The organism is Rhizobium sp. GW821-FHT14E12, assembly GCF_058803745.1.
The window spans coordinates 1-24,196 of the sequence record NZ_JBXAPH010000004.1 but is presented as its reverse complement, the minus strand read 5'-3'; the positions used below and the strand labels follow the sequence as shown (position 1 = coordinate 24,196).

Here is a 24,196-nt window from a genome sequence, read left to right as displayed (position 1 = left end):
GAGCCAAACCAATGGAATTGAACGTCAAGACCCTCGAGGGCAAAGACGCTGGGAAGGTTTCCCTTTCTGACGCGATTTTCGGCCTTGAGCCGCGTGAAGATATTATCGCACGCGTCATTCGCTGGCAGCTCGCCAAGAAGCGCCAGGGCACGCACAAGGCTCAGGGCCGCGCGGAAGTTTCGCGCACCGGCGCCAAGATGTACAAGCAGAAGGGTACGGGCCGCGCTCGTCACCATTCGGCTCGTGCTCCGCAGTTCCGCGGCGGTGGTAAGGCTCATGGCCCGGTTGTCCGCAGCCACGAGCATGACCTGCCGAAGAAGGTTCGCGCCCTCGGCCTGCGTCTCGCTCTGTCCGCCAAGCTCAAGGCCGAGGATGTCATCATTCTCGACAACCTGGTCGCAGCGGATGCCAAGACCAAGGCTCTTGCCGGCGCTTTCGAGACGCTCGGCCTGACCAACGCGCTCTTCATCGGTGGTGCAGAGCTCGACAGCAACTTCAAGCTCGCAGCCGCTAACATCCCGAATATCGATGTTCTGCCGGTTCAGGGCATCAACGTTTACGATATCCTGCGCCGCGGCAAGCTCGTGCTGTCCAAGGCTGCAGTTGAAGCTCTAGAGGAGCGATTCAAGTGACGGATCTTCGCCATTACGATGTGATCGTTTCTCCTGCGATCACCGAAAAGTCCACTCTGCTTTCGGACAACAACCAGGTTGTTTTCAACGTTGCCAAGACCGCGACGAAGCCTGAAATCAAGGCTGCCGTCGAAGCTCTGTTCGGCGTCAAGGTTACGGCCGTTAACACTCTGCTGCGCCTCGGCAAGACCAAGCGGTTCAAAGGTCTCGTCGGCAAGCAGAAGGACGTGAAGAAGGCTATCGTGACGCTCGCCGAAGGCCAGTCGATCGACGTCTCCACCGGTCTCTGAGGAATAAGAAAATGGCATTGAAAACATTCAATCCGACGACCCCGAGCCAGCGTCAGCTGGTCATCGTCGATCGCTCGTCCCTCTACAAGGGCAAGCCGGTCAAGTCGCTGACGGAAGGCCTGTCTTCCAAGGGTGGCCGTAACAACACCGGCCGCATCACCGTGCGTTTCCAGGGTGGTGGTCACAAGCGTACCTACCGCCTGGTGGACTTCAAGCGTCGCAAGTTCGACGTCGAAGCAACCGTCGAGCGTATCGAATACGACCCGAACCGCACCGCATACATCGCTCTGGTGAAGTATGCTGACGGCGATCAGGCCTATATCCTTGCTCCGCAGCGTCTGACGACCGGTGACAAGGTCATCGCCTCCGAGAAGGCTGTGGACGTGAAGCCAGGCAACACCATGCCGCTTCAGTTCATCCCGGTCGGCTCCATCATCCACAACGTGGAAATGAAGCCGGGCAAGGGCGGTCAGATCGCTCGCTCCGCCGGTGGTTACGCTCAGCTCGTCGGCCGCGACCAGGGCATGGCGATCCTTCGCCTGAACTCCGGCGAACAGCGCCTCGTGCACGGCACTTGCCTTGCAACGATCGGTGCGGTTTCGAACCCGGACCACGGCAACATCAACGACGGTAAGGCCGGTCGTTCGCGTTGGCGCGGTAAGAAGCCGCATGTTCGCGGCGTCGTCATGAACCCCGTCGACCATCCGCACGGCGGTGGTGAAGGCCGTACCTCTGGTGGTCGCCATCCGGTGACCCCATGGGGCAAGCCGACCAAGGGCAAGCGCACGCGGTCGAACAAGTCGACCGATAAAATGATTATGCGCTCGCGCCATCAGCGCAAGAAGTAAGAGAGGAAGTCTCAAGTGGCTCGTTCAGTATGGAAAGGTCCGTTTGTTGACGGCTATCTTCTCAAGAAGGCTGAGAAGGTGCGCGAAGGCGGACGCAGTGAAGTAATCAAGATCTGGAGCCGTCGCTCCACGATCATGCCGCAGTTCGTTGGTCTTACCTTCGGCGTCTACAACGGCAGCAAGCACATTCCGGTCAGTGTCAACGAAGACATGGTCGGTCACAAGTTCGGTGAGTTCGCCCCGACCCGCACCTACTACGGTCACGGCGCGGACAAGAAGGCGAAGAGGAAGTAACAATGGGCAAGGCAAAAGCCGAACGCCGGCTGAAGGATAATGAAGCGCAGGCAATTGCGCGCACGCTCCGCGTCAGCCCGCAGAAGCTCAACCTGGTTGCAGCGTCTATCCGCGGCAAGAAGGTTGATCGTGCACTCGCAGAGCTGGAATTCTCCCGCAAGCGTATCGCAGGCGCCGTCAAGAAGACGCTTGAATCTGCGATCGCCAATGCAGAGAACAACCATGATCTCGACGTTGACTCGCTGGTCGTGGCGGAAGCCTACGTCGGCAAGTCGATCGTCATGAAGCGTTTCCACGCTCGTGGCCGTGGTCGTGCGTCTCGCATCGAGCGTCCGTTCGCCCACCTGACGATCGTTGTTCGTGAAGTGGAAGCTGTGGAAGCTCAAGGGGAGGCCGCATAATGGGTCAGAAAATCAATCCAATCGGTTTTCGTCTCGGCATCAACCGTACCTGGGATAGCCGCTGGTTTGCGGACAATGCCGAGTACGGCCAGCTTCTCCACGAAGACCTGAAGATGCGTAAGTTCGTCATGGACGAGCTGAAGCAGGCTGGTATCTCCAAGGTGGTCATCGAGCGTCCGCACAAGAAGTGCCGCGTCACGATCCACTCGGCTCGTCCGGGCCTGATCATCGGCAAGAAGGGTGCAGACATCGACAAGCTCCGCAAGAAGCTGTCGGACATGACGAATTCCGAAACGCACCTCAACATCGTTGAAGTTCGCAAGCCGGAAATCGATGCGGTTCTGGTTGCCCAGTCGATCGCTCAGCAGCTCGAACGCCGCGTGGCTTTCCGCCGCGCCATGAAGCGCGCTGTTCAGTCCGCGATGCGTCTTGGCGCCGAAGGCATTAAGATCACCTGCGGTGGCCGTCTCGGCGGCGCTGAAATCGCTCGTACGGAATGGTATCGCGAAGGTCGCGTGCCGTTGCATACGCTGCGCGCCGATATCGATTACGGTACGGCTGAAGCAGAAACCGCATTCGGCATCTGCGGCATCAAGGTTTGGATCTTCAAGGGCGAAATCCTTGAGCATGATCCGATGGCCTCCGAACGCCGTGCGCTGGAAGGCGACGCCCAGGGTCCGGCTAGCCGTGATCGCGATAGAGACCGCCGCCGCGATAACGCTTGATAGCGTACGTGGCAGATAAGTTCGGAGAATAGAAAAATGTTGCAGCCAAAGCGTACGAAGTACCGGAAGCAATTTAAGGGCCGCATCAAGGGCGTTGCCAAGGGTGGTTCTGATCTGGCGTTCGGCGAATTCGGCCTGAAGTCGCAGGAGCCCAACCGCGTCAACGCTCGTGAGATCGAAGCGGCTCGCCGCGCGATCACGCGCTACATGAAGCGTGCCGGCCGTGTATGGATCCGCGTGTTCCCGGATGTTCCGGTAACCGCAAAGCCGACCGAAGTCCGTATGGGTAAGGGTAAAGGCTCTGTCGAATACTGGGCATGCAAGGTCAAGCCCGGCCGTATGATGTTCGAGATCGATGGTGTGAGCGAAGAAATCGCTCGTGAGGCTCTGCGCCTCGGCGCCGCCAAGCTCTCGGTCAAGACGCGCTTCGTGCAGCGCATTGCAGAGTAAGGAAGAAGCTCATGAAAGCCGCAGATGTTCGCGCCCTGAGCGCCGACCAACTCAAGGACGAGCTTGCCAAGCTGAAGAAGGAGCAGTTCAATCTGCGCTTTCAGAAGGCAACTGGCCAGCTTGAAAAGTCCTCGCGCATCAACGAAGTCCGCAAGGATATCGCCCGCGTGAAAACCATTGCCCGCCAGAAGGCGGCAGAAGCAAAGGCCTAAAGGAAAAATAACATGCCGAAGCGCATTCTGCAGGGCGTCGTGGTCAGCGACAAGAACGAGAAGACGGTAGTTGTCCGCGTTGAGCGTCGTTTCGCTCACCCGCTGCTCCAGAAGACCGTTCGTCGTTCCAAGAAGTATAAGGCTCACGACGAAAACAATCAGTACAAGGTCGGCGACACCGTTTCCATCGAGGAATGCGCGCCGATCTCCAAAGACAAGACCTGGACGGTCGTTTCCGCCCAGTCCAAGTAACAGAATTTCGCTCAAGCCCTTGCGCTTGGGCGAAATATCTGTATGAAGCACGAGCTTGGAAGCAGGACGCTCGAGTACGAGCGTTCTTTTGCTTTATTGATGGCCGGCAAAGGTAACCCTGGTGGTTCCGCGCGCTGGAGAAATCAGACAAGAGACTAGTCCATAAGCCGGGATAGGGGGCTGTTCAGCCCAACCATTCCGGTAACAACAAGAAGGCGACCTGACATGATTCAGATGCAAACAAACCTCGACGTGGCGGATAATTCCGGCGCACGTCGTGTCATGTGCATCAAGGTGCTGGGCGGCTCGAAGCGCAAGTATGCCTCGATCGGCGACGTTATCGTTGTTTCGATCAAGGAAGCCATTCCGCGCGGCCGCGTGAAGAAGGGTGACGTGATGAAGGCGGTGGTCGTTCGCACCGCCAAGGATATCCGTCGTCCGGATGGCAGCGTCATCCGCTTCGATACCAATGCAGCAGTCCTCATCGACAACAAGAAAGAGCCGATCGGCACCCGTATCTTCGGACCGGTTCCGCGCGAACTTCGCGCCAAGAACCACATGAAGATCATCTCGCTGGCTCCAGAAGTACTGTAAGGGAGCGGAGCGATGCAAAAGATCCGTAAAGGCGACAAGGTTGTCGTATTGGCCGGCAAGGACAAGGGCCGTACCGGCGAAGTCATTCAAGTAATGCCGAAGGAAGACCGTGCGGTCGTCCGTGGCGTCAACGTCATCAAGCGCCATCAGCGCCAGACGCAGACCCAGGAAGCTGGCATTATCAGCAAGGAAGCCTCGCTTCACCTGTCCAACCTGGCAATCGTTGACAAGGACGGCAAGCCGACCCGCGTCGGTTTCAAGGTTGTAGAAGGCAAGAAGGTCCGCGTGGCCAAGACCTCGGGAGAAGTGATCGATGGCTGAGGTAAAGTACGAGCCGCGGCTCAAGAAGGAATATGTTGCCCGCATTCGTGCGGCGCTGCAGGAGAAGTTCTCCTACGCCAACGAAATGCAGATCCCGAAGCTGGACAAGATCGTGATCAACATGGGCGTTGGCGAAGCAACGGCTGATTCGAAGAAGCCGACTGTTGCTGCCGCCGACCTCGCAGCGATCGCCGGCCAGAAGCCGGTCATCACCCATGCGCGCAACTCCATCGCTGGCTTCAAGGTCCGCGAAAATATGCCGATCGGCGCCAAGGTAACCCTTCGCGGCGCCCGCATGTATGAGTTCCTGGATCGTCTGGTCAACATCGCGCTCCCGCGCGTTCGCGACTTCCGCGGCCTGAACCCGAAAAGCTTTGACGGTCGTGGCAACTTCGCCATGGGCATCAAGGAGCACATTGTGTTCCCTGAGATCAACTACGATAAGGTTGATCAGATGTGGGGCATGGACATCATCGTTTGCACGACGGCGACAACGGATGACGAAGCTCGGGCTCTTCTGAAAGAGTTCAACTTCCCGTTCCGTCAATAACCGTAACGACGAGCGTAGAAAAGGAACCTAAATATGGCGAAGACAAGCGCAGTTGAAAAGAACAAGCGCCGCCGCAATACGGTTGCCACTCAATCCGCGAAGCGGGCTGCTCTGAAGGCAATCATCATGAACCAGTCTCTCCCGATCGAGGACCGGTTCAAGGCCACACTGAAGCTGGCATCGCTCCCGCGCGATGGATCGAAGACCCGTATTCGCAACCGTTGCGAAGTATCGGGCCGTCCGCGCGCGTACTACCGCAAACTGCGCATGTCGCGTATCGCGCTGCGTGAACTCGGCAATTTCGGCAAGGTGCCGGGCATTGTCAAGTCGAGCTGGTAAGGAGCAGATTAGATGACTATGACTGATCCTTTGGGCGATATGCTCACCCGCATCCGCAACGGCGCTTCGCGTCGCAAGTCGTCGGTTTCGACGCCTGCTTCCAAGCTCCGTGCGCGTGTTCTCGATGTTCTCCAGGCTGAAGGCTACATCCGTGGCTACTCCGTCGTCGATTTCGGCAACGGCAAGTCTGAGCTCAGCATCGAACTCAAGTACTATGAAGGCTCATCGGTGATCCGCGAGATCGGCCGTGTGTCTAAGCCGGGCCGCCGAGTTTATGTCTCGGTCAAGTCCATTCCGCAGGTCGCGAACGGTCTCGGTATCATCATCCTTTCGACTCCGAAGGGTGTGATGGCCGATCACCAGGCTCGTGAACAGAATGTTGGTGGTGAGGTTCTTTGCTCGGTCTTCTAAGACCGAACATGGATCTCTCTCGAAACAGACAGGTTTGAAAAAATGTCTCGTATCGGTAAGAAGCCCGTTCAGGTGCCTGCAGGAATCACGGCCTCGATTGATGGCCAGAAGGTGACTGCTAAAGGCCCCAAGGGCGAACTGTTTTTCGTTGCTAACGACGAAATCGGTCTCAAGCTGGAAGATAATGCAATTGTCGTAACGCCGCTTAGCAATTCCAAGGATGCTCGTTCGAAGTGGGGCATGTCCCGCACGATGATCGAGAACATCCTGAAGGGTGTTAAGGACGGCTACGAGCGGAAGCTCGAAATCAACGGCGTCGGCTACCGTGCCGCCCTGCAGGGCAAGAACCTGCAGCTCGCGCTCGGCTTCAGCCACGACGTGGTTTACGAACCGCCGGAAGGCATTACGATTGCTGTGCCGAAGCCGACGGAAATCGTCGTCATCGGCATCAACAAGCAGCAGGTCGGCCAGGTTGCCGCTGAAATCCGCGAATATCGCGGTCCTGAGCCCTACAAGGGCAAGGGCGTTAAGTATGCCGGCGAGCGGATCGTCCGCAAAGAAGGCAAGAAGAAGTAAGGATCACGCGAAATGGCTAGCAGGAAAGAAGCACTTGCACGTCGTGCCAACCGCGTGCGCCGTCAACTCAAGTCGGTGGCCAACGGCCGTCCGCGCCTGTCGGTTCATCGCTCGTCGAAGAACATCTACGTTCAGGTCATCGATGATGTGGCCGGCAAGACGCTTGCGTCTGCCTCCACCCTCGATAAGGATCTGCGCGGTTCTCTGAAGACCGGTGCCGACACCGCCGCCGCCGCCCTCGTTGGCAAGCTCGTCGCCGAGCGTGCCACCAAGGCAGGCGTCAAGGAAGTCGTGTTCGATCGCGGCGCCTTCATTTACCATGGCCGTATCAAGGCTTTGGCTGAAGCAGCCCGCGAAGGCGGTCTGTCCTTCTGATCAAGTTTCCGGCCGGCTGCTTTATGCGCCGGCCGGATATTCACCGGACCGCACGTTTCCCCGTAAGGGGAGGGCATGCGGTCCTTGTTGTTTGCCGATTGCACCCGGAAAAGAAAAAGGAAGAGGACAATGGCACAGGAAAAGAGGGGCTCGCGGGATGACCGTCAGAGCCGTGAAGAGCGCGATAGCGAATTCGTCGACAAGCTGGTCGCGATCAACCGCGTCGCCAAGGTCGTAAAGGGTGGCCGCCGTTTCGGTTTCGCCGCTCTCGTCGTTGTTGGTGACCAGAAGGGCCGCGTAGGCTTCGGTCATGGCAAGGCACGCGAAGTGCCGGAAGCTATCCGCAAGGCCACCGAAAGCGCCAAGCGCGACCTGATCTTCGTACCGCTGCGTGACGGCCGTACGTTGCATCACGACGTCCATGGCCGTCATGGCGCCGGTAAGGTTCTGCTGCGCTCGGCCAAGGTCGGTACCGGTATCATCGCCGGCGGCCCGATGCGCGCCGTTTTCGAAACGCTCGGCGTTCATGACGTTGTTGCCAAGTCGACCGGTTCGTCGAACCCGTACAACATGGTTCGCGCTACGTTCGACGCCCTGAAGCACCAGGTTCACCCGAAGGACATCGCAGCTCAGCGCGGCATCAAGTATGCCACCCTGCAGGCTCGCCGTGGCGCTTCGGGCAATGCCTCTGAAGAATAAGGGAGTTTGACCTATGGCCAAGACGACCAAGAAGGCTGAAGCCAAGGCGACCGTTACGGTCGAGCAGATTGGCAGCCCGATCCGCCGTCCGGATGTTCAGCAAAAGACGCTGATCGGTCTCGGACTGAACAAGATGCACCGTCGCCGCACGCTGGAAGATACCCCGGCTGTTCGTGGCATGATCCGTGCTGTCCAGCATCTCGTTCGCGTTGTCGACGAGAAGTGAGCCGGAGGTAATCGCTATGAAATTGAATGAGATCAAGGATAACGAAGGCTCGACCCATAGCCGCAAGCGCCTCGGCCGCGGCATCGGCTCCGGCTCCGGCAAGACCGGTGGCCGTGGTGTGAAGGGTCAGAAATCCCGTTCGGGCGTTGCGATCAACGGCTTCGAAGGCGGTCAGATGCCCATCTACCGTCGTCTGCCGAAGCGCGGCTTCAACAACATCTTCGCTGCCGATTACGTTGTCGTATCGCTGGCACGCATCCAGGTTGCGGTTGATGCCGGCAAGCTCGATGCCAAGAAGACCATCGATGCCGCCGCTCTCAAGGCTGCCGGCGTGATTCGTCGCGTCAAGGACGGCGTTCGGGTTCTCTCGGACGGCGAACTGAAGGCGAAGATTTCGCTGGAAGTTGCAGGCGCCTCCAAGCCGGCGGTCGAAAAGATCGAAAAGGCTGGCGGTTCCATCAAGCTGCTCGCTTCTGCCGCAGAATAATCTTATCAATAAGTCGCCCGGGGTGCTTCACACCGGGCGATTTTGCTCCCATATGTGAGCCTCACGAACCTGAATGATGCAGCTGTGTCTTTCCGGTGAATAACGGGACCCCAGGGTGAGGCATCCGATTGCAGTGCAATCCGTCCAAAGCCCGGCTTTTGAACAATTTGAAAACTGATTCCGGACCCGGCCGATTTTGCCGGAATTGGTAGTGCGGAGATTTGCATGGCTTCTGCTGCGGAACAATTGGCGTCCAATCTCAATTTCTCGACCTTTGCCAAAGCCGAGGATCTCAAGAAGCGCTTGTGGTTCACGCTCGGAGCTCTCCTGGTTTACCGACTGGGAACCCATATCCCGCTTCCGGGTCTCAACCCGGCGGCCTATGCCCAGGCGTTCCAGAATCAGTCTGGCGGCATTCTCGGCCTCTTCAACATGTTTTCCGGTGGCGCCGTTCAGCGCATGGCGATCTTCGCGCTCGGAATCATGCCCTACATCTCCGCTTCGATCATCGTGCAGCTCATGACCTCGGTCGTGCCGGCGCTCGAGAACCTGAAGAAGGAAGGCGAGCAGGGCCGCAAGATCATCAACCAGTACACCCGCTACGGCACGGTGCTGCTCGGCGCTTTGCAGGCCTATGGCATTGCGATCGGCCTTGAGCATGGCAACGGCGTCGTTCTTGATCCGGGCTGGTTCTTCCGTATTTCGACGGTCATCACGCTGCTTGGCGGCACGATGTTCCTGATGTGGCTCGGCGAGCAGGTGACCTCGCGCGGTATCGGCAACGGTATTTCGCTGATCATCTTCGCGGGCATCGCAGCCGGTCTGCCGACGGCACTTGCCGGTACGCTTGAGCTTGGCCGCACCGGCGCTCTGTCGACGGGCCTCATTCTCCTCGTGCTCGTCGTGGCCGTCCTGGTCATCGCGCTCATCGTCTTCGTGGAGCGCGCCCAGCGCCGCCTGCTGATTCAGTATCCGAAGCGCCAGGTCGGCACCCGCATGTTCCAGGGTGACACGTCGCATCTGCCGCTGAAGCTCAACACATCAGGCGTTATCCCGGCGATCTTCGCGTCGTCGCTGCTGCTGCTGCCGGCCACCATCGCCGGTCTCGGCAATAACACGGCGCTGCCGACCTGGGTCACCTCGATCGTCGCGGCCCTTGGCCACGGCCAGCCGCTCTACATGGTGCTCTACGCCGCCCTGATCGCCTTCTTCGCCTTCTTCTATACCGCGCTGGTCTTCAATCCGAAGGATACGGCCGATAATCTGAAGAAGCATGGCGGCTTCATTCCGGGTATTCGCCCGGGCGATCGTACCGCCGAATATATCGACTATGTGCTGACCCGCATCACGGTCATCGGCGCGATCTATCTCGTCTTCGTCTGCATTCTGCCCGAAATTCTCGTGTCCCAGACCGGTATTCCGTTGGCTCTGGGTGGCACTTCGCTTCTGATCGTGGTTAGCGTAACGCTGGATACGGTGGCACAGATTCAGGGTCATCTGATCGCACAGCAGTACGAAGGCCTGATCAAGAAATCGAAGTTGCGTGGAGGAAAGAGGGGGCGATGAGATTGATACTTTTAGGGCCGCCGGGTGCAGGTAAGGGAACCCAGGCCCAGCGTATCGTGGAAAAGCATGGCATTCCGCAGCTTTCCACGGGAGATATGCTGAGGGCCGCCGTGGCGGCCGGGACTGAAGTAGGCAAGCGCGCCAAGGCCGTCATGGATGCCGGCAAGCTTGTTTCAGACGACATCGTCAATGCCATCGTGTCCGAGCGAATCGATCAACCGGATTGCGCCAGGGGGTTCATCCTCGATGGTTTTCCGCGCACGCTCGTTCAGGCCGACGCGACGGAAGCGATGTTGAAGGCGAAGGGTCTCGAACTCTCCGCCGTGATCGAGATCAAGGTGGATGACGCCGTGCTCGCCGATCGTATTTCGGGCCGTTATACCTGCGCCAACTGCGGCGCCGGCTATCACGACGAAAATCTGAGACCTAAGGTGGAGGGTGTGTGTGACCGTTGCGGTTCTACACATTTCAAGCGCCGGGCCGACGACAACAGGGAAACGGTCGTCGAGCGTCTACAGGTCTACTACAAGGAAACCTCGCCGCTCATTGGCTACTACTATGCCAAGGGCAAGCTTCAGTCGGTCGACGGCATGGCGGATATCGAACATGTGACCGCCAATATCGAGGCGATCCTCTCTAAGCTTTAGATAGCTTAAAATAAACTTGCCGGGAGCGGTTGCTTTTTTGCACTGATTCCGTTAAACACCGCGCCAACTCGCGACATACCAAGCGATCGGCGCGGATTTCCATCGGGAAGTCCGGGTACGGTCGTTTTGACGTGTTACGGATCTAATCGAACAAGCAGCTTCCGGGCTGCATAACAAAAGCCCTTTGCTCAGGCAAAAGGAATGCAAGGAGAACAGGCGTGGCTCGTATCGCTGGCGTCAACATCCCGACTGCAAAGCGCGTAGTTATTGCGCTTCGCTACATTCACGGGATCGGACCGAAGTTTGCACAGGAAATCTGCGAGAAGGTCGGTATTCCGGCTGAGCGTCGCGTCAACCAGTTGACGGACGCTGAAGTTCTGCAGATCCGCGAAACCATCGATCGCGATTATCAGGTCGAAGGCGACCTTCGTCGTGAAACCTCGATGAACATCAAGCGTCTGATGGACCTTGGCAGCTACCGTGGCCTGCGCCATCGTCGCAGCCTTCCGGTTCGCGGCCAGCGCACCCACACCAATGCCCGCACCCGCAAGGGTCCGGCAAAGGCTATCGCTGGTAAGAAGAAGTAATTTCCGGGAAACCGGATTTGGGAGGCTGGCGGTCTGCGCCGGCCTCTTTTGAGTTTGGAACGGCGCCGATCGGGCGCCGCTCCGGTGGAGCCGCTGGCATTACGGCGGTGCAGAGATCCAAGAAAGGACTACCATGGCCAAGGAAGCCGTACGCGTTCGCCGTCGCGAGCGTAAGAATATTTCGTCGGGCGTTGCGCACGTCAACTCGACCTTCAACAACACGATGATCACCATCACCGACGCACAGGGCAACGCTATTGCCTGGTCGTCCGCTGGTGCCAAGGGTTTCAAGGGTTCGCGCAAGTCGACCCCGTTCGCTGCCCAGATCGCTGCTGAAGACTGCGCCAAGAAGGCCCAGGAACATGGCATGAAGTCGCTGGAAGTTGAAGTTTGCGGTCCGGGTTCCGGTCGTGAATCGGCTCTGCGCGCGCTCCAGGCTGCTGGTTTCATGATCACGTCCATCCGCGACGTGACGCCGATCCCGCACAATGGTTGCCGCCCGCGCAAGAAGCGCCGCGTCTGATCATCGCCACTCACGACACCGGCCGGCGCACATGTGTCCGGCTCGGTGCTTTTCAAGCTCGGTTGTCACGATTGGATGGTGGCAACGAACGGAAGGCAAGAATATGATTCAGAAAAACTGGCAGGAACTGATCAAGCCGAACAAGGTCGAGTTCACCTCGAGCGGCCGTACCAAGGCAACGCTCGTGGCCGAACCGCTGGAGCGTGGCTTCGGCCTCACCCTCGGCAACGCGTTGCGTCGCGTTCTGCTGTCCTCTCTGCGCGGTGCCGCTGTGACGGCCGTGCAGATCGACGGCGTGCTGCATGAGTTCTCCTCTATCCCGGGCGTCCGGGAAGATGTGACGGACATCGTGCTGAACATCAAGGAAATCGCCATCAAGATGGATGGCGATGATGCCAAGCGCATGGTGGTCCGCAAGCAAGGCCCCGGCGTCGTAACGGCTGGCGATATTCAGACGGTCGGCGATATCGAAATCCTCAACCCCGAGCATGTGATCTGCACGCTCGACGAGGGTGCCGAAATCCGCATGGAATTCACCGTCAATAACGGCAAGGGCTATGTCCCGGCCGAGCGTAATCGTGCGGAAGATGCTCCGATCGGTCTCATCCCGGTCGACAGCCTTTATTCGCCGGTCAAGAAGGTGTCCTACAAGGTAGAAAATACCCGCGAAGGACAGGTTCTCGACTACGACAAGCTGAGCATGTCGATCGAAACCGATGGTTCGATCACCGGTGAAGATGCTGTCGCTTTTGCGGCTCGCATCCTCCAGGATCAGCTTGGCGTGTTCGTCAACTTCGACGAGCCGCAGAAGGAAGCCGAAGAAGAAGCAGTTACTGAACTTGCTTTCAACCCGGCACTCCTCAAGAAGGTGGACGAACTGGAACTGTCTGTTCGCTCGGCAAACTGCCTGAAGAACGACAACATCGTCTATATCGGCGACCTCATTCAGAAGACCGAAGCAGAAATGCTCCGCACGCCGAATTTTGGTCGCAAGTCGCTGAACGAAATCAAGGAAGTTCTCGCTTCCATGGGTCTGCACCTCGGCATGGAAGTGCCGGCATGGCCGCCTGAGAACATCGAAGATCTCGCCAAGCGCTACGAAGACCAATACTAACCAATCAAACTGCAGGTAGATTTAGCCTGCAAGTGAAGGAGAATAGCAATGCGCCACGGTAAAGCCGGCCGCAAGCTGAATAGAACCGCTAGCCACCGTAAGGCGATGTTCGCCAACATGGCGGCTTCGCTCATCACCCATGAGCAGATCGTCACCACTCTGCCGAAGGCGAAGGAAATTCGTCCGATCGTCGAGAAGCTGGTTACCCTCGGCAAGCGCGGCGACCTGCACGCTCGTCGTCAGGCCATCTCGCAGATCCGCGACGCCGTTGTCGTTGCCAAGCTGTTTGATGCGATCGCAACGCGTTACGCCACCCGCAACGGCGGCTACCTGCGCATCATGAAGGCCGGCTTCCGCCAGGGCGACAATGCCGCTCTCGCCGTCGTCGAATTCGTCGATCGCGACACCTCTGCCAAGGGCGCAGCCGACAAGGCCCGCGTTGCTGCCGAGGAAGAAGCCGCAGCCGCTTAAGGCTCGCTTCAGATAGACAATCAAAAGGCCGGATGAGCGATCATCCGGCCTTTTTGTGTTCCTTGTGTCCTGACCGCTGTTTTTCATGCCGCAGCACTATTGGGGAATATGTACGTGTTTCTTGATGTGCTTCAGATTGGCGACGATGGTGAAGATCATGATGACGAGAAGAGACCAGGAGCTCCATTTTCCGATGTGGACCACGGACCAGGCGCCAAGCTGATTTGGGTATCTCCAGATGCCGAAGAAGGTGCTGATGTTCTCCGCCAGCCAGATGAAGAACCCGATCAGGATGAAGGACAGTAGCAGTGGCATGCGACGGTCGCGGTCGTAAGGACGGAAGGTGACCGTCGAGCGCGAATAGAGCCCCAGCGTGCAAGCGACAATATACCAGCGATAATCGCCAATATAATGATGCGTGAAGAAATTAGCGTAGATCGCGACCGCCATGAGGCCCGCCATCCAATAGGGCGGATGATGCTTGATACGAAGATCGAGCAGGCGCCATGCCTGGATGATGTAGCTGCCGATGGCGGCATACATGAAGCCGGAAAATAGCGGCACGCCGAAGAGCTTGGTGTAGGCAAAGTCAGGATAGGCCCAGGATTGAATACTGCCGGACGTCTTGAAGACTTCGAGTGCAAAGCCCACGACATGGAAGAGGCAGACGGCCTTCAACTCGTCGAAACTTTCCAGCTTCGCCCAGACCATCCCGATTTGAACGGAGAGCGCTACGATCAGCAGGACGTCATAGCGTGGGATGCCTAGGATCCCCGCGTGCGGAACCGTGAAAATCGCCAGGAAAAACAGCCCCACGAAAAGACAGGCGCGTGCTTCCTTGATGCCGAAGAATAGGAACTCGACGGCAAATCGGCGGACACCCTTCAGATCGGAACGGGCAGGCGCGCGGGTAAGATAATTATCGAGAGACGGCAGAAGCTTTTCGAGTGCAGCGGCTTTAGACATTCAATGGTTCTCGCTCGTGGCGTTGATGACGTCTCGGGTGACAATGCTGATGACAGGAAGAGCGTGGCGAAATTGCAGCTTAACATTGTATCGGCACCCGTGAATTTTCCGTATCCAGAGTCGCGCGGCATGCTCTTGCTTTTCATGGGGATGGCGGGCTACCTGCGTCAAAGGTTGATGCCCGCTTTGCCAGTGAGGGATGACGTTTGGAAGTCCAAGAAAAGAGCTCATCGAGAAGGGTACTGCTGCTTTCCGCTCTGGCCCTGATCATCGCCTGCGGTCTCGCGCTCAGGCGCTTTGGATACGAGGCGCACCTGCCTTTTACGGTCGTCAAATATGGCGGCTCGATCCTGTGGGGATCGATGGTTTATCTTCTATCGGCGTCGATACGGGTCACTGCGAAACCTGAGAGAATCGCCGGAACCGCGGCTTTGATTGCCATCTGCGTCGAATTTTTCCGGCTGGTTCACACGCCATGGCTGGACACCTTTCGATTGACGACGGTGGGCGCTCTGTTGCTGGGGCGGGTGTTTTCCCTGTGGAACATATTGGCCTATGCCGCGGGAATAGCCGTCGCTCTGGCGCTTGATGCCGCCTCTATGGCTGTAAGGAATGTTCGATAGAAGCCTGCCGGATGAAAATCCGCTTCAGCTCTCTTCCCTGGCTGCATAGCTGCCTTTCCAATTTGGCAGGCTCATTGCCTCTATATCGTTTGAATCCTAACTAATTTAATGCTAATAGATAGCCATGAAATCGTTCAACGCTCTCCAGCGCATCTTCACCGCCAATCTCCTGTCGACCGGCCGCCAGTGGCGGAAGGTCGTCGACCTTGTCCTGAGCTCGCATGGGATCTCGGAGGCGTCCGCAGCACCTCTGTTGTGGATCGGTCGTCTCGGTGGCGGGGTACGACAGGTGGTGCTTGCGAATTACGTCGGTATCGAAGGCCCGTCGCTGGTGCGGTTGCTCGATCAGCTCGAAGGTCTGGGACTTGTCGTGCGCAAGGATGATCCGACGGATCGGCGGGCGAAAGGTCTGTGGCTGACCGCCGAAGGCGAGGCGCTTGCGGCGCGCATGGAGGAGACGCTTGACGAATTGCGGGGCAGGATCCTCGCTAATGTCGACAAGGCCGATATCGAAGCTGCGATCCGTGTCTTGCAGGCCTTTGAGGATTTCGAGGCGCCGAAGGCGTCCGGAGCCAATCAGCAGCGCGAGGACGCATTATGAGCCTCCCATCCTGGCGTGACTGGCTGTTTTCCGCCAAGGCCTTCGTGGCCGCCATGCTCGCGTTGTTCATCGCATTGTCTCTGGACCTTCCGCGCCCTTATTGGGCGATGGCGGCTGTCTATGTCGTTGCCAATCCGCTTGCGGGGGCAACGAGCTCGAAAGCGCTCTATCGCGCGCTCGGCACGCTGCTCGGAGCGTCCGCCGCTGTCTTCTTCGTTCCGCTCTTCGTCAATGCGCCTATGCTCCTCTCCATCGTCGTTGCCCTCTGGACAGGCACGCTGCTGTTTATATCGATGCTCGACCGGACCTCGCGCAGCTACGTCTTCATGCTGGCAGGCTACACGCTGCCCATGATCGCCCTGCCGACCGTCGGCTCACCGGAGACGGTCTTCGACGTCGCGCTGGCGCGCTCCGAGGAAATCATCATCGGCATCGTCTGCGCCAGCGTCGTCAGTGCCGTCTTTTTCCCGACCAGCGTGCGCTCGGTCCTCGGACAGCGCATCACGACATGGCTCGATGATGCCGGCGGCTGGGCCGATGAAATCCTGCGCGGGGAGGGTGCGTCACCTGCCACACCCTTGAAGCGTCAGAAGCTTGCCTCGGATGTCACCGGGCTCGATCTCATCATCAGCCAGCTCGGCTATGATGCGGACAGCCGGGATATCGTCCGTCATTCCCGCGAGCTGCGCGGCCGTCTCCTGATGTTGCTGCCGCTCTTCTCATCGCTCGCCGATCGTCTGCATGCGTTGAAGGCAAGGGAGAAGGCACTGCCGCCGGAGCTCCTCACGGTCATGAATGACGTGGCTGATTGGTTGAGTAAGGGCGGCAAGAGCGAGGCCGACAAGACGGCCATCGTCCTCTCCGCAAAGATCGAGGCTTTGCAGAATGCCGATCCCGATCTGAGCTGGGATGATCTTGTGCTTTCCAGCGCTCTCGCACGACTGAGGGAAATCGTCGATCTGTGGCAGGATTGCCTGACGCTGCGCAATGAGATCGTTGCTGGCAAGCAAACTGGTTCCTGGCGTCCCTCCTTTCGCCATCGCGACGTTGTCGGGCGCAACCGGCACTACGATTATGCCTTGTTGGCCTTCTCCGCCGGGTCGGTCGTCGTCGGCATCTTCGTGGCCTGCTTCTTATGGATTGTGACCGGCTGGGAAGACGGCGCCGGCTTCGTGACCATGGCCGCCGTCGCCTGCTCCTTCTTCGCCGGGCTTGACCGCCCGGCGCCGTTCATCACCTCGATGTTCGTCTGGACTGCATTCAGCCTGGTGATCGCCTTCATCTATCTCTTTGGCATATTGCCGGGCATCAACAGCTACGAACTGCTCGTGCTGGCCTTCGCGCCGCCATTCCTGGTGATCGGCCTGCTGATCCCGCGGCCGCAGTCGAATATGCTCGCCATGCTGCTGACAGTGAACGGCGCCACCTTCATCGCACTGCAGGATCACTATACGGCCGATTTCAGCACCTTCATCAATGGCGCGATCGCCGCCTTGGCGGGCGTCGGCTTCGCGCTCGTCTGGACGCAACTCACGCGGCCGTTCGGCTCCGAACTTGCCGCATCGCGGCTGGTGCGCGCCGGTTGGAGCGACCTCGCCGAAACCGCCGTCGGTGCGCGTAGAGGCGATCATTCGCGTCTGTCCGGCCGCATTCTGGATCGCCTCGGCCAACTTGTGCCCCGCCTTGCCGCCGTCGAGGACCGCGAGCTGAAAAAGGTCGACGGCTATGCCGATGTTCGCCTCGGCTTCAATGTGCTGATGCTTCAGAAGGAACGCCCGCAGCTCAGCACCGCCGGTGCCTCGTCGGTCGGCTCGGTTCTGTCCGGCGTCGCGGATTTCTATCGCTCGCGGGTGAAGGTAGGGAACGCCATCGACCCATCGGATGGATTGCGCCAGTCGATCGATAACAGCCTGGAAGCCATCGCGCTCCGGGATGGGTCGGCGGGTCGCCCGAGCCTTGATGCTCTGGTTGGCCTGCGCCGTGCGCTCTTTCCCCATGCGGAGCCGCCGGAGAGCTGGCAGCCACCCATGTCGGACACATCATCACCTCTTTCCATTGCCGCCGAGTAGCATCATGCCCGCAGAATTCGATCTTTACGGCGTCTATATCCCACGCCTCCTCGTCCTCATGCTGGTGACGCTGCTTGCCGTCATTCCCCTCCGGCGCCTTCTTGCAAGGATCGGGGCCTACGCCCTGGTCTGGCATCGCGGTCTCTTTGATCTCGCGCTCTACGTCCTGCTGCTTGGCGCCGTCTCCTCACTCTCCCGTTGGTACTTCACATGAACACGTTCAAAATGATCGGCCGCCTTTTCGTTACCCTCGTCTTTGTCGTCGGAGCCGTCTTCGTCGGCCGTGAGCTCTGGGGGCATTATATGGATGAACCTTGGACGCGCGACGCGCGCCTGCGCGCCGATGTCGTCGGCATCGCGCCGGATGTCGCGGGTCTTGTCAGTGAAGTGCTGGTCAAGGACAACCAGACCGTCAACAAGGGCGATGTCCTCTTCCGCGTCGATCGGGAGCGCTTCGCCATCGCGCTGGCGCAGGCGGATGCGGCGCTGGAGAGCAGCAAGGCCGCGCTCGATCAGGCCCACCGCGAAAACCAGCGGCAATCTCGCCTTGGCGACGCAGGTTCCCTGCAGCAGAAAGAGCAGGCGCTGACCGCCGAGCAGCAGGCCGATGCATCCTTCCGTCAGGCGCAAGCCAGTCGCGATCTCGCCCAGCTCAATCTCGATCGCTCCGAGGTTCGCGCCACCGTCAACGGCAGGATCTCGAACCTCAGCCTGCGTCCGGGCGACTACGTGACCGCCGGCAGCGCCGAAGTGGCGCTGATCGATAGCGATTCCCTGCGCGTCGAGGGCTATTTCGAGGAAACCAAACTGCCACGCATCCATGTCGGTGACGAGGTCTCCATCCATCTGATGGGCCAGACGGAAAAGCTGACCGGCCATGTGGAAAGCATCGCCAACGGCATCGAGGATCGCGAGCGCACATCCGGCAGCATGCTCGCCAATATCACGCCCACCTTCAGCTGGGTTCGCCTGGCGCAGCGCGTGCCGGTTCGCATTGCGCTCGACAAGGTGCCAGACGGCACCAAGCTGATCGCCGGCCTGACGGCGACCGTCGAGATCTCCGACGGTCAGCAAAAGCAGGCTTCGCTCGGTTCACCGGTCGAATAGCCTCTTGCTAAACGAGGCGCCGGATAAAGCCGGCGCGTCACGCAGCCTTTGATCGGGCAGAGGCGGATGGTTTCCGTGCCGCCCTGCGCCGCTCCATCATGATCGGCCGGTATGACCGGTAAAGGATCATGGCGATCAACAGGCCGATATAGATAAATTGCTCCAGCGACAGGATTTTGGTCGACAGTGCGAAATGCAGCGCGCCGCAGGCGGCGACGATATAGACCAGCCGGTGCAGCCAGATCCATTTCTTGCCGAGTCGCTTGATCGAGAAACTGTTGGAGGTCACAGCCAGCGCCAGCAGCATCACCAGTCCGGCCATGCCGAACATGATGAAGGGCCGCTTCAGCACATCGTCGATCACCGCTCCGACGTCGAGCGCCTGATCGAGGATCATGTAAACAGCCAGATGCAACAGCGCGTAGTAAAAGCAGAGCAGGCCGAGCGCGCGGCGATAGCGCAGATAGTTCCAGCCGAACAGATCGCGCGCCGGAGTGACGGCGAGCGTCAAAAGCAGGAAGCGGATCGCCCAGAGCCCGAGGAAGAGCTCGAAGGTCTTCACCGCATCGGCGCCGAGTTGGTCGGTGGCGCCGAGATAGAATTCCCATGCCGCCGGTATCAGCCCGACGACATAGAGCGCCCAGACGGAAGCGGGCTGCCAGCGCTTGGGCAGAGCGAGAGAGACAGCCATCAGAAATTCGCCCTCAGATCCATGCCCGTATAGAGGCTTGCGACCTGATCGGCATAGCCGTTGAAGGGCAGGGTGGGGTGACGGTTGGCGCTGAAGAAGCCGCCTTCGCCGATACGCCGCTCGGTTGCCTGGCTCCAGCGCGGATGATCGACCGCCGGATTGACGTTGGCGTAGAAGCCATATTCCTGGCTGTTGGCGACCTGCCATGTGTTCATCGGCTGCTTGTCGGTGAGCGTGATACGCACGATCGACTTGATGCCCTTAAAACCGTATTTCCAAGGCACGACGAGGCGGATCGGTGCACCGTTCTGGTTCGGTAGCGTCTCGCCATAGAGCCCGACGGCGAGCAACGTCAGCGGATTGCGGGCTTCATCGAGCCGCAGCCCCTCGACATAGGGCCAGTCCAGGGACTGGAGGAGGCCCGACTGCCCCGGCATTTCCGATGGCCGCACGACCGTCTCGAAGGCGACGAACTTGGCACTACCCAGCGGCTCCACCTTGTCGAGCAGGGCCGAGAGCGGAAAGCCGTCCCAGGGGATGACCATCGACCAGGCCTCGACGCAGCGCATGCGGTAGACACGCTCTTCCGGCGGGAATTCCTTGATCAGCGCATCGATGTCGAAGGTTCCGGGCTTGTTGACCATTCCATCGACCTTGACGGTCCACGGGCGCGGTTTGAAGTTGCCGGAAAGCTTTGCCGGATCGGCCTTGTCGAGACCGAATTCGTAGAAATTATTGTAGGTGGTGACATCCTTGATCGGCGTTAGCTTCTCGTCGACCGTATAGCTGCTCTTGGTCGCGGTTAGCGGATCCGCCAGCGCACTCTTGCCGCCGGCGATGGCCATGCCGGCTCCAGCCACGGCAGCTGTCAGGAACTCCCGGCGCCTCAGATAGATCGAGCGCGGCGTGATCTCGGAGGAGGTGATTTTTGGCGGGCGATAGGAAGGCATGAAACAATTCCTTTATGCGATAGCGGCTTCGATATGAGCCATACGCAGCGGACGCAGGTTTTGTTACACTCTTAGGCCGCCATTTCTTTGGAAGTGAAAGCAACTTTTTGTGTAATCGAATTCGCGGTACGGTCGTTAATCCTCGACTAGCTTTCCACTTGCTTCATCGCGCTTTAGTCTGACCCGCTTGCCGCTTTTGTCCGTATATTCAATTTTTAATATGTTTTTTTCCGTCAGCCGAAGCGGCTGTGAGGGTAATGGTATAGCTGCAGCCAACAACTCGGCTATTTTTAGCAAGCGAACGAGGCAATCGTAACCGAACTCTAGCGCATCAATATGATGCTCCAACATAGCAAAGCGGCGGAATTCCTCGGTACGATCTTTTAGCGTTAGAGCGGACTCGCCTTTCTCAATCCTCTTGAGCTCATCTAGATCGTCATAAAGTGGGTAAATCACTCGATAAATTTCACCAAATCTACCGTTTTCCGATTTCATAAGCAGACTGTCGTGTGTTATCGGGTTGGAGGTTCCCATACAGTGAAGCGCCACGCCTCGATAAGTCGACATTCGCGAGATAAGCATGTCGCCAGCGTCAGGCAAAAACATCGACTCGGAAATCATCGCCAAGAGCGGTGAGCTAGGCGACGAAATAATCTTGCTTTTAAGCTTTTTCGTGGAAAAATTTCCCGGATCGTTTAAGTATATTCGTAATACTATCGCCCCAATCGCATCTCTAGTTGCGTAAAGGTCGTCTAGCAGCGAGCCGAATTCGTATCCAACGTTAGCCGAATATTTGTCCGACTTGATAGAGAAGAGTGATTTCCTGTCGGGTTTTGAATTCTCTAATGCAAATCCATACGCTCTAGACAATTTTTCCAAGCGTCTCGTCGACTTTATAATTTGAGTGCTAAGTCGGTTGCACATAAGTGCTTCATCATTTTTCCCATCTTGATGAAGACCATTTGCAACTCCGCTCCAGTGCGTATGCTGACTATAGGCCAAGCACCAGCCTTGCTTATCGGTCACGTCGAGAGAAAAGTTATCCGCTATAACGTCGTGAAGTTCCTCTACAAGATCATATTTGTTCCAACCCAAAAAACGTATTCCCGAATAATCCCGTAATACCTCTTCGAGGTCTCTTCCGGTCGCCGGAAACACAATCATTTCGGTAGAGTTAGGCTCCATCAACCAACAAATATCGTTGCTACCCCATAGTAGGCGTAGCCCCCCACTCAAATGATAGACGTAAAGAGGTGGCTCAAACGTGATCTCTTCCAAATTAGTTTCCTTAAACGTAGCGTTTTAGCTACCGATGACTATTTGAGCTACATAAACACCATTTCGCGATTTTCGTCTGAGTTTTGCATTCATGCGCAGTACCGGATTCGGTTGAGTTGATAGTGACAGTCCGGTGCGATTGGATTAGGACAATTCCAAAAAGCAGGAATGTCGGCGCTCCCTCTAGCGCAAAGCCAGGGACAGCCGGCGCCTCACAATTTCCGAGACGACGAGGAATACACCATGCCAGCTTATCGTTCCAGAACCACAACCCACGGCCGCAACATGGCGGGCGCGCGCGGCCTTTGGCGCGCGACGGGTATGAAGGACAGCGATTTCGGCAAGCCTATCATTGCGGTGGTCAACTCCTTCACCCAGTTCGTGCCCGGCCACGTCCACCTGAAGGATCTCGGTCAGCTCGTCGCGCGTGAAATCGAAGCGGCCGGCGGCGTCGCCAAGGAATTCAACACCATCGCCGTCGATGACGGTATCGCCATGGGCCATGACGGCATGCTCTATTCGCTGCCGTCGCGCGAACTGATCGCCGATAGCGTCGAGTACATGGTCAACGCCCATTGCGCCGATGCCATGGTCTGCATCTCCAACTGCGACAAGATCACCCCCGGCATGTTGATGGCGTCGCTGCGCCTCAATATCCCGACGGTCTTCGTCTCCGGCGGCCCGATGGAAGCCGGCAAGGTCATCATGCACGGCAAGAAGGTCGCGCTCGACCTGGTCGACGCCATGGTTGCCGCTGCCGACGACAAGATCAGCGACGAGGACGTCGCGACCATCGAGCGCTCGGCCTGTCCGACCTGCGGTTCCTGTTCCGGCATGTTCACAGCCAATTCGATGAACTGCCTGACGGAAGCGCTCGGCCTTTCGTTGCCGGGCAATGGCTCGACGCTTGCCACCCATTCGGACCGCAAGGAACTCTTCCTCGAAGCTGGCCGCCGTGTCGTCGCCCTCGCGAAGCGCTATTACGAGCAGGACGATGTGACGGCACTGCCGCGGACGATCGCCAGCAAGGGTGCGTTCGAGAATGCCATGGCGCTCGACATCGCCATGGGCGGCTCGACCAATACCGTTCTGCATATCCTTGCGGCAGCGCATGAGGGTGAAATCGATTTCACCATGGATGACATCGATCGTCTGTCTCGGCGCGTTCCCTGCCTTTCCAAAGTGGCACCAGCCAAGGCAGACGTTCACATGGAAGACGTGCATCGCGCCGGCGGCATCATGGCGATCCTTGGCGAGCTGAACCGTGCCGGGCTGTTGAATGCCGATCTGCCGACCGTCCACGCCCCAACGCTGGGCGAGGCGCTGGCGCAATGGGATATTGCCGTTACCGACAACAAGGCGGCTCTGGAGCTCTTCAGCGCTGCCCCTGGCGGTGTCCCGACGCAGGTCGCCTTCAGCCAGAGTGCGCGCTGGGAAGAGCTTGATCTCGATCGTGAAAAGGGTGTCATCCGCGATGCCCAGCACCCGTTCTCCAAGGATGGCGGTCTCGCCGTCTTGAAGGGCAATCTGGCGCTCGACGGCTGCATCGTGAAGACGGCCGGCGTCGATGAATCGATCCTGAAGTTCTCCGGTCCGGCCAAGGTTTTCGAAAGCCAGGATTCCGCCGTCAAGGGCATCCTCAGCAACGAGGTTGTGGCCGGTGACGTCGTCGTCATCCGCTATGAAGGCCCGAAGGGCGGCCCCGGCATGCAGGAGATGCTCTATCCGACCAGCTATCTGAAGTCGAAGGGCCTCGGCAAGGCTTGCGCACTGATCACTGACGGCCGCTTCTCCGGCGGCACCTCGGGTCTTTCCATCGGCCACGCCTCGCCGGAAGCGGCAAACGGCGGCACGATCGGTCTGGTGCGCGAAGGCGACATGATCGACATCGACATCCCGAACCGCACGATCAGCCTGCGCGTCGACGAGACGGAACTCGCCGCCCGTCGTGAAGCCCAGAACGCCAAGGGCTGGTTCCCGGCCGAAAAGCGCAAGCGCAATGTCACCACGGCGCTGAAGGCCTATGCGGCCTTTGCGACCAGCGCCGACCGTGGCGCCGTCAGGGATCTGGGCGGGAAGTGATTTAACCCCTTCGCCCCGCAAAAGCGGGGAGAAGGTGGGTTGGAGCAGTTGAGCGTAGCGAAATTGCTCCAGGTCGGATGAGGGGCCTTCTCGATATCAGCCGCGGCGGCAGAGTTTGCCGGACCCGCGGTAGCCCCTCACCCTAGCCCTCTCCCCGGAGGCGGCAGGGCTATCGCATATGAGCGAGGAGTTCGGTTAGGAATTGGTCATCCCATCCGGCCTTTTTGATTTTGCGTCGG

At 58.6% G+C, this 24,196-nt stretch carries 35 protein-coding genes; 31 read left to right on the top strand and 4 right to left on the bottom strand.

Annotated elements, in window-relative coordinates; all coding sequences use genetic code 11:
* Positions 1-11: 11 nt before the first annotated feature.
* The 25 genes from rplD (at position 12) to rplQ (ending at position 13,590) form a co-directional block, all read left to right on the top strand.
* On the top strand, positions 12-632 hold the full coding sequence (gene rplD / locus AC1RO0_RS16995; protein ID WP_007690753.1) for a 50S ribosomal protein L4: 621 nt from the start codon (positions 12-14) through the stop codon (positions 630-632).
* A complete protein-coding gene (locus AC1RO0_RS16990) occupies positions 629-922 on the top strand; it encodes a 50S ribosomal protein L23 (protein ID WP_007690755.1) in 294 nt (97 codons plus the stop codon). Before rplD ends, AC1RO0_RS16990 begins: the two co-directional genes overlap by 4 nt.
* Positions 923-933: 11 nt before the next feature.
* Positions 934-1,770, top strand: a complete 837-nt coding sequence (gene rplB / locus AC1RO0_RS16985; protein WP_047454374.1) for a 50S ribosomal protein L2 — start codon at positions 934-936, stop codon at positions 1,768-1,770.
* 15 nt (positions 1,771-1,785) lie between these two features.
* Positions 1,786-2,064, top strand: a complete 279-nt coding sequence (rpsS, locus tag AC1RO0_RS16980; protein ID WP_007690757.1) for a 30S ribosomal protein S19 — start codon at positions 1,786-1,788, stop codon at positions 2,062-2,064.
* 2 nt (positions 2,065-2,066) lie between these two features.
* Positions 2,067-2,465 (top strand): 50S ribosomal protein L22, encoded by a 399-nt coding sequence (rplV, locus tag AC1RO0_RS16975; RefSeq protein WP_183692769.1) that lies wholly within the window; start codon positions 2,067-2,069, stop codon positions 2,463-2,465.
* Positions 2,465-3,190, top strand: a complete 726-nt coding sequence (gene rpsC, locus AC1RO0_RS16970; RefSeq protein ID WP_007690761.1) for a 30S ribosomal protein S3 — start codon at positions 2,465-2,467, stop codon at positions 3,188-3,190. The genes rplV and rpsC overlap by 1 nt, the downstream gene beginning before the upstream one ends.
* Before the next feature lie 36 nt (positions 3,191-3,226).
* Positions 3,227-3,640 (top strand): 50S ribosomal protein L16, encoded by a 414-nt coding sequence (gene rplP / locus AC1RO0_RS16965; protein ID WP_004118395.1) that lies wholly within the window; start codon positions 3,227-3,229, stop codon positions 3,638-3,640.
* An 11-nt stretch (positions 3,641-3,651) separates the two neighbouring features.
* Complete coding sequence (rpmC, locus tag AC1RO0_RS16960; RefSeq protein ID WP_007690763.1) at positions 3,652-3,852, top strand: 50S ribosomal protein L29; 201 nt, start codon at positions 3,652-3,654, stop codon at positions 3,850-3,852.
* 12 nt (positions 3,853-3,864) lie between these two features.
* Positions 3,865-4,104 carry a 30S ribosomal protein S17 gene (gene rpsQ / locus AC1RO0_RS16955; RefSeq protein ID WP_007690764.1) on the top strand — a complete coding sequence of 80 codons (240 nt, stop codon included), beginning with the start codon at positions 3,865-3,867 and terminating at the stop codon, positions 4,102-4,104.
* A gap of 225 nt (positions 4,105-4,329) precedes the next feature.
* Positions 4,330-4,698, top strand: coding sequence for a 50S ribosomal protein L14 (gene rplN, locus AC1RO0_RS16950; RefSeq protein ID WP_003573790.1), 369 nt, complete (start codon positions 4,330-4,332; stop codon positions 4,696-4,698).
* Positions 4,699-4,710: 12 nt separating this feature from the next.
* Entirely contained in the window at positions 4,711-5,019 is a 309-nt protein-coding gene (gene rplX / locus AC1RO0_RS16945) for a 50S ribosomal protein L24 (protein WP_007690770.1), read from the top strand.
* Positions 5,012-5,569 carry a 50S ribosomal protein L5 gene (rplE, locus tag AC1RO0_RS16940; protein ID WP_007690773.1) on the top strand — a complete coding sequence of 186 codons (558 nt, stop codon included), beginning with the start codon at positions 5,012-5,014 and terminating at the stop codon, positions 5,567-5,569. The genes rplX and rplE overlap by 8 nt, the downstream gene beginning before the upstream one ends.
* Before the next feature lie 33 nt (positions 5,570-5,602).
* Complete coding sequence (gene rpsN, locus AC1RO0_RS16935; protein ID WP_007690775.1) at positions 5,603-5,908, top strand: 30S ribosomal protein S14; 306 nt, start codon at positions 5,603-5,605, stop codon at positions 5,906-5,908.
* Between the two features lie 12 nt (positions 5,909-5,920).
* Entirely contained in the window at positions 5,921-6,319 is a 399-nt protein-coding gene (gene rpsH, locus AC1RO0_RS16930) for a 30S ribosomal protein S8 (protein WP_007690778.1), read from the top strand.
* Between the two features lie 42 nt (positions 6,320-6,361).
* Complete coding sequence (gene rplF, locus AC1RO0_RS16925) at positions 6,362-6,895, top strand: 50S ribosomal protein L6 (protein ID WP_498594054.1); 534 nt, start codon at positions 6,362-6,364, stop codon at positions 6,893-6,895.
* A 12-nt stretch (positions 6,896-6,907) separates the two neighbouring features.
* On the top strand, positions 6,908-7,270 hold the full coding sequence (gene rplR, locus AC1RO0_RS16920) for a 50S ribosomal protein L18 (protein ID WP_371112354.1): 363 nt from the start codon (positions 6,908-6,910) through the stop codon (positions 7,268-7,270).
* Between the two features lie 129 nt (positions 7,271-7,399).
* Entirely contained in the window at positions 7,400-7,969 is a 570-nt protein-coding gene (gene rpsE, locus AC1RO0_RS16915; protein ID WP_371112355.1) for a 30S ribosomal protein S5, read from the top strand.
* A gap of 13 nt (positions 7,970-7,982) precedes the next feature.
* On the top strand, positions 7,983-8,195 hold the full coding sequence (gene rpmD / locus AC1RO0_RS16910) for a 50S ribosomal protein L30 (protein ID WP_007690786.1): 213 nt from the start codon (positions 7,983-7,985) through the stop codon (positions 8,193-8,195).
* A 16-nt stretch (positions 8,196-8,211) separates the two neighbouring features.
* A complete protein-coding gene (gene rplO / locus AC1RO0_RS16905) occupies positions 8,212-8,682 on the top strand; it encodes a 50S ribosomal protein L15 (RefSeq protein ID WP_007690788.1) in 471 nt (156 codons plus the stop codon).
* Between the two features lie 225 nt (positions 8,683-8,907).
* Positions 8,908-10,248 carry a preprotein translocase subunit SecY gene (gene secY, locus AC1RO0_RS16900; protein ID WP_174015509.1) on the top strand — a complete coding sequence of 447 codons (1,341 nt, stop codon included), beginning with the start codon at positions 8,908-8,910 and terminating at the stop codon, positions 10,246-10,248.
* Positions 10,245-10,895, top strand: a complete 651-nt coding sequence (locus tag AC1RO0_RS16895; RefSeq protein WP_007690790.1) for an adenylate kinase — start codon at positions 10,245-10,247, stop codon at positions 10,893-10,895. The genes secY and AC1RO0_RS16895 overlap by 4 nt, the downstream gene beginning before the upstream one ends.
* Before the next feature lie 218 nt (positions 10,896-11,113).
* Positions 11,114-11,482, top strand: a complete 369-nt coding sequence (rpsM, locus tag AC1RO0_RS16890) for a 30S ribosomal protein S13 (protein ID WP_007690791.1) — start codon at positions 11,114-11,116, stop codon at positions 11,480-11,482.
* Positions 11,483-11,615: 133 nt separating this feature from the next.
* Positions 11,616-12,005, top strand: a complete 390-nt coding sequence (gene rpsK, locus AC1RO0_RS16885) for a 30S ribosomal protein S11 (protein ID WP_003547577.1) — start codon at positions 11,616-11,618, stop codon at positions 12,003-12,005.
* Positions 12,006-12,108: 103 nt separating this feature from the next.
* Positions 12,109-13,119 carry a DNA-directed RNA polymerase subunit alpha gene (locus AC1RO0_RS16880; RefSeq protein ID WP_007690792.1) on the top strand — a complete coding sequence of 337 codons (1,011 nt, stop codon included), beginning with the start codon at positions 12,109-12,111 and terminating at the stop codon, positions 13,117-13,119.
* A 48-nt stretch (positions 13,120-13,167) separates the two neighbouring features.
* Complete coding sequence (gene rplQ, locus AC1RO0_RS16875; RefSeq protein ID WP_007690793.1) at positions 13,168-13,590, top strand: 50S ribosomal protein L17; 423 nt, start codon at positions 13,168-13,170, stop codon at positions 13,588-13,590.
* A 96-nt stretch (positions 13,591-13,686) separates the two neighbouring features.
* Here the strand turns inward: rplQ and AC1RO0_RS16870 are convergent, their stop codons facing one another.
* Positions 13,687-14,556, bottom strand: coding sequence for a DUF817 domain-containing protein (locus AC1RO0_RS16870; RefSeq protein ID WP_498594053.1), 870 nt, complete (start codon positions 14,554-14,556; stop codon positions 13,687-13,689).
* A 206-nt stretch (positions 14,557-14,762) separates the two neighbouring features.
* On the opposite strand from AC1RO0_RS16870, the gene AC1RO0_RS16865 reads away from it, so the two are divergent.
* From AC1RO0_RS16865 to AC1RO0_RS16845, 5 genes are all read left to right on the top strand, one after another.
* Positions 14,763-15,179: a ribosomal maturation YjgA family protein gene (locus AC1RO0_RS16865; protein ID WP_498594052.1), complete on the top strand. Its 417-nt coding sequence runs from the start codon at positions 14,763-14,765 to the stop codon at positions 15,177-15,179.
* Positions 15,180-15,303: 124 nt separating this feature from the next.
* Entirely contained in the window at positions 15,304-15,780 is a 477-nt protein-coding gene (locus AC1RO0_RS16860) for a MarR family winged helix-turn-helix transcriptional regulator (protein WP_498594051.1), read from the top strand.
* Positions 15,777-17,849 carry an FUSC family protein gene (locus AC1RO0_RS16855; RefSeq protein WP_498594050.1) on the top strand — a complete coding sequence of 691 codons (2,073 nt, stop codon included), beginning with the start codon at positions 15,777-15,779 and terminating at the stop codon, positions 17,847-17,849. Before AC1RO0_RS16860 ends, AC1RO0_RS16855 begins: the two co-directional genes overlap by 4 nt.
* Positions 17,850-17,853: 4 nt before the next feature.
* Positions 17,854-18,063 carry a DUF1656 domain-containing protein gene (locus AC1RO0_RS16850; RefSeq protein WP_498594049.1) on the top strand — a complete coding sequence of 70 codons (210 nt, stop codon included), beginning with the start codon at positions 17,854-17,856 and terminating at the stop codon, positions 18,061-18,063.
* Positions 18,060-18,956 (top strand): efflux RND transporter periplasmic adaptor subunit, encoded by an 897-nt coding sequence (locus AC1RO0_RS16845; protein ID WP_498594048.1) that lies wholly within the window; start codon positions 18,060-18,062, stop codon positions 18,954-18,956. The genes AC1RO0_RS16850 and AC1RO0_RS16845 overlap by 4 nt, the downstream gene beginning before the upstream one ends.
* Before the next feature lie 37 nt (positions 18,957-18,993).
* Here AC1RO0_RS16845 and msrQ read toward each other — a convergent pair whose 3' ends face one another.
* The 3 genes from msrQ to AC1RO0_RS16830 form a co-directional block, all read right to left on the bottom strand.
* Positions 18,994-19,650: a protein-methionine-sulfoxide reductase heme-binding subunit MsrQ gene (gene msrQ, locus AC1RO0_RS16840; protein ID WP_498594424.1), complete on the bottom strand. Its 657-nt coding sequence runs from the start codon at positions 19,648-19,650 to the stop codon at positions 18,994-18,996.
* A complete protein-coding gene (gene msrP, locus AC1RO0_RS16835) occupies positions 19,647-20,597 on the bottom strand; it encodes a protein-methionine-sulfoxide reductase catalytic subunit MsrP (protein WP_498594047.1) in 951 nt (316 codons plus the stop codon). The genes msrQ and msrP overlap by 4 nt, the downstream gene beginning before the upstream one ends.
* 135 nt (positions 20,598-20,732) lie before the next feature.
* Positions 20,733-21,875 carry a hypothetical protein gene (locus tag AC1RO0_RS16830; RefSeq protein WP_498594046.1) on the bottom strand — a complete coding sequence of 381 codons (1,143 nt, stop codon included), beginning with the start codon at positions 21,873-21,875 and terminating at the stop codon, positions 20,733-20,735.
* 243 nt (positions 21,876-22,118) lie between these two features.
* Between AC1RO0_RS16830 and ilvD the strand changes: the two genes are divergently transcribed.
* On the top strand, positions 22,119-23,957 hold the full coding sequence (ilvD, locus tag AC1RO0_RS16825) for a dihydroxy-acid dehydratase (RefSeq protein ID WP_498594045.1): 1,839 nt from the start codon (positions 22,119-22,121) through the stop codon (positions 23,955-23,957).
* Positions 23,958-24,196 lie beyond the last annotated feature (239 nt).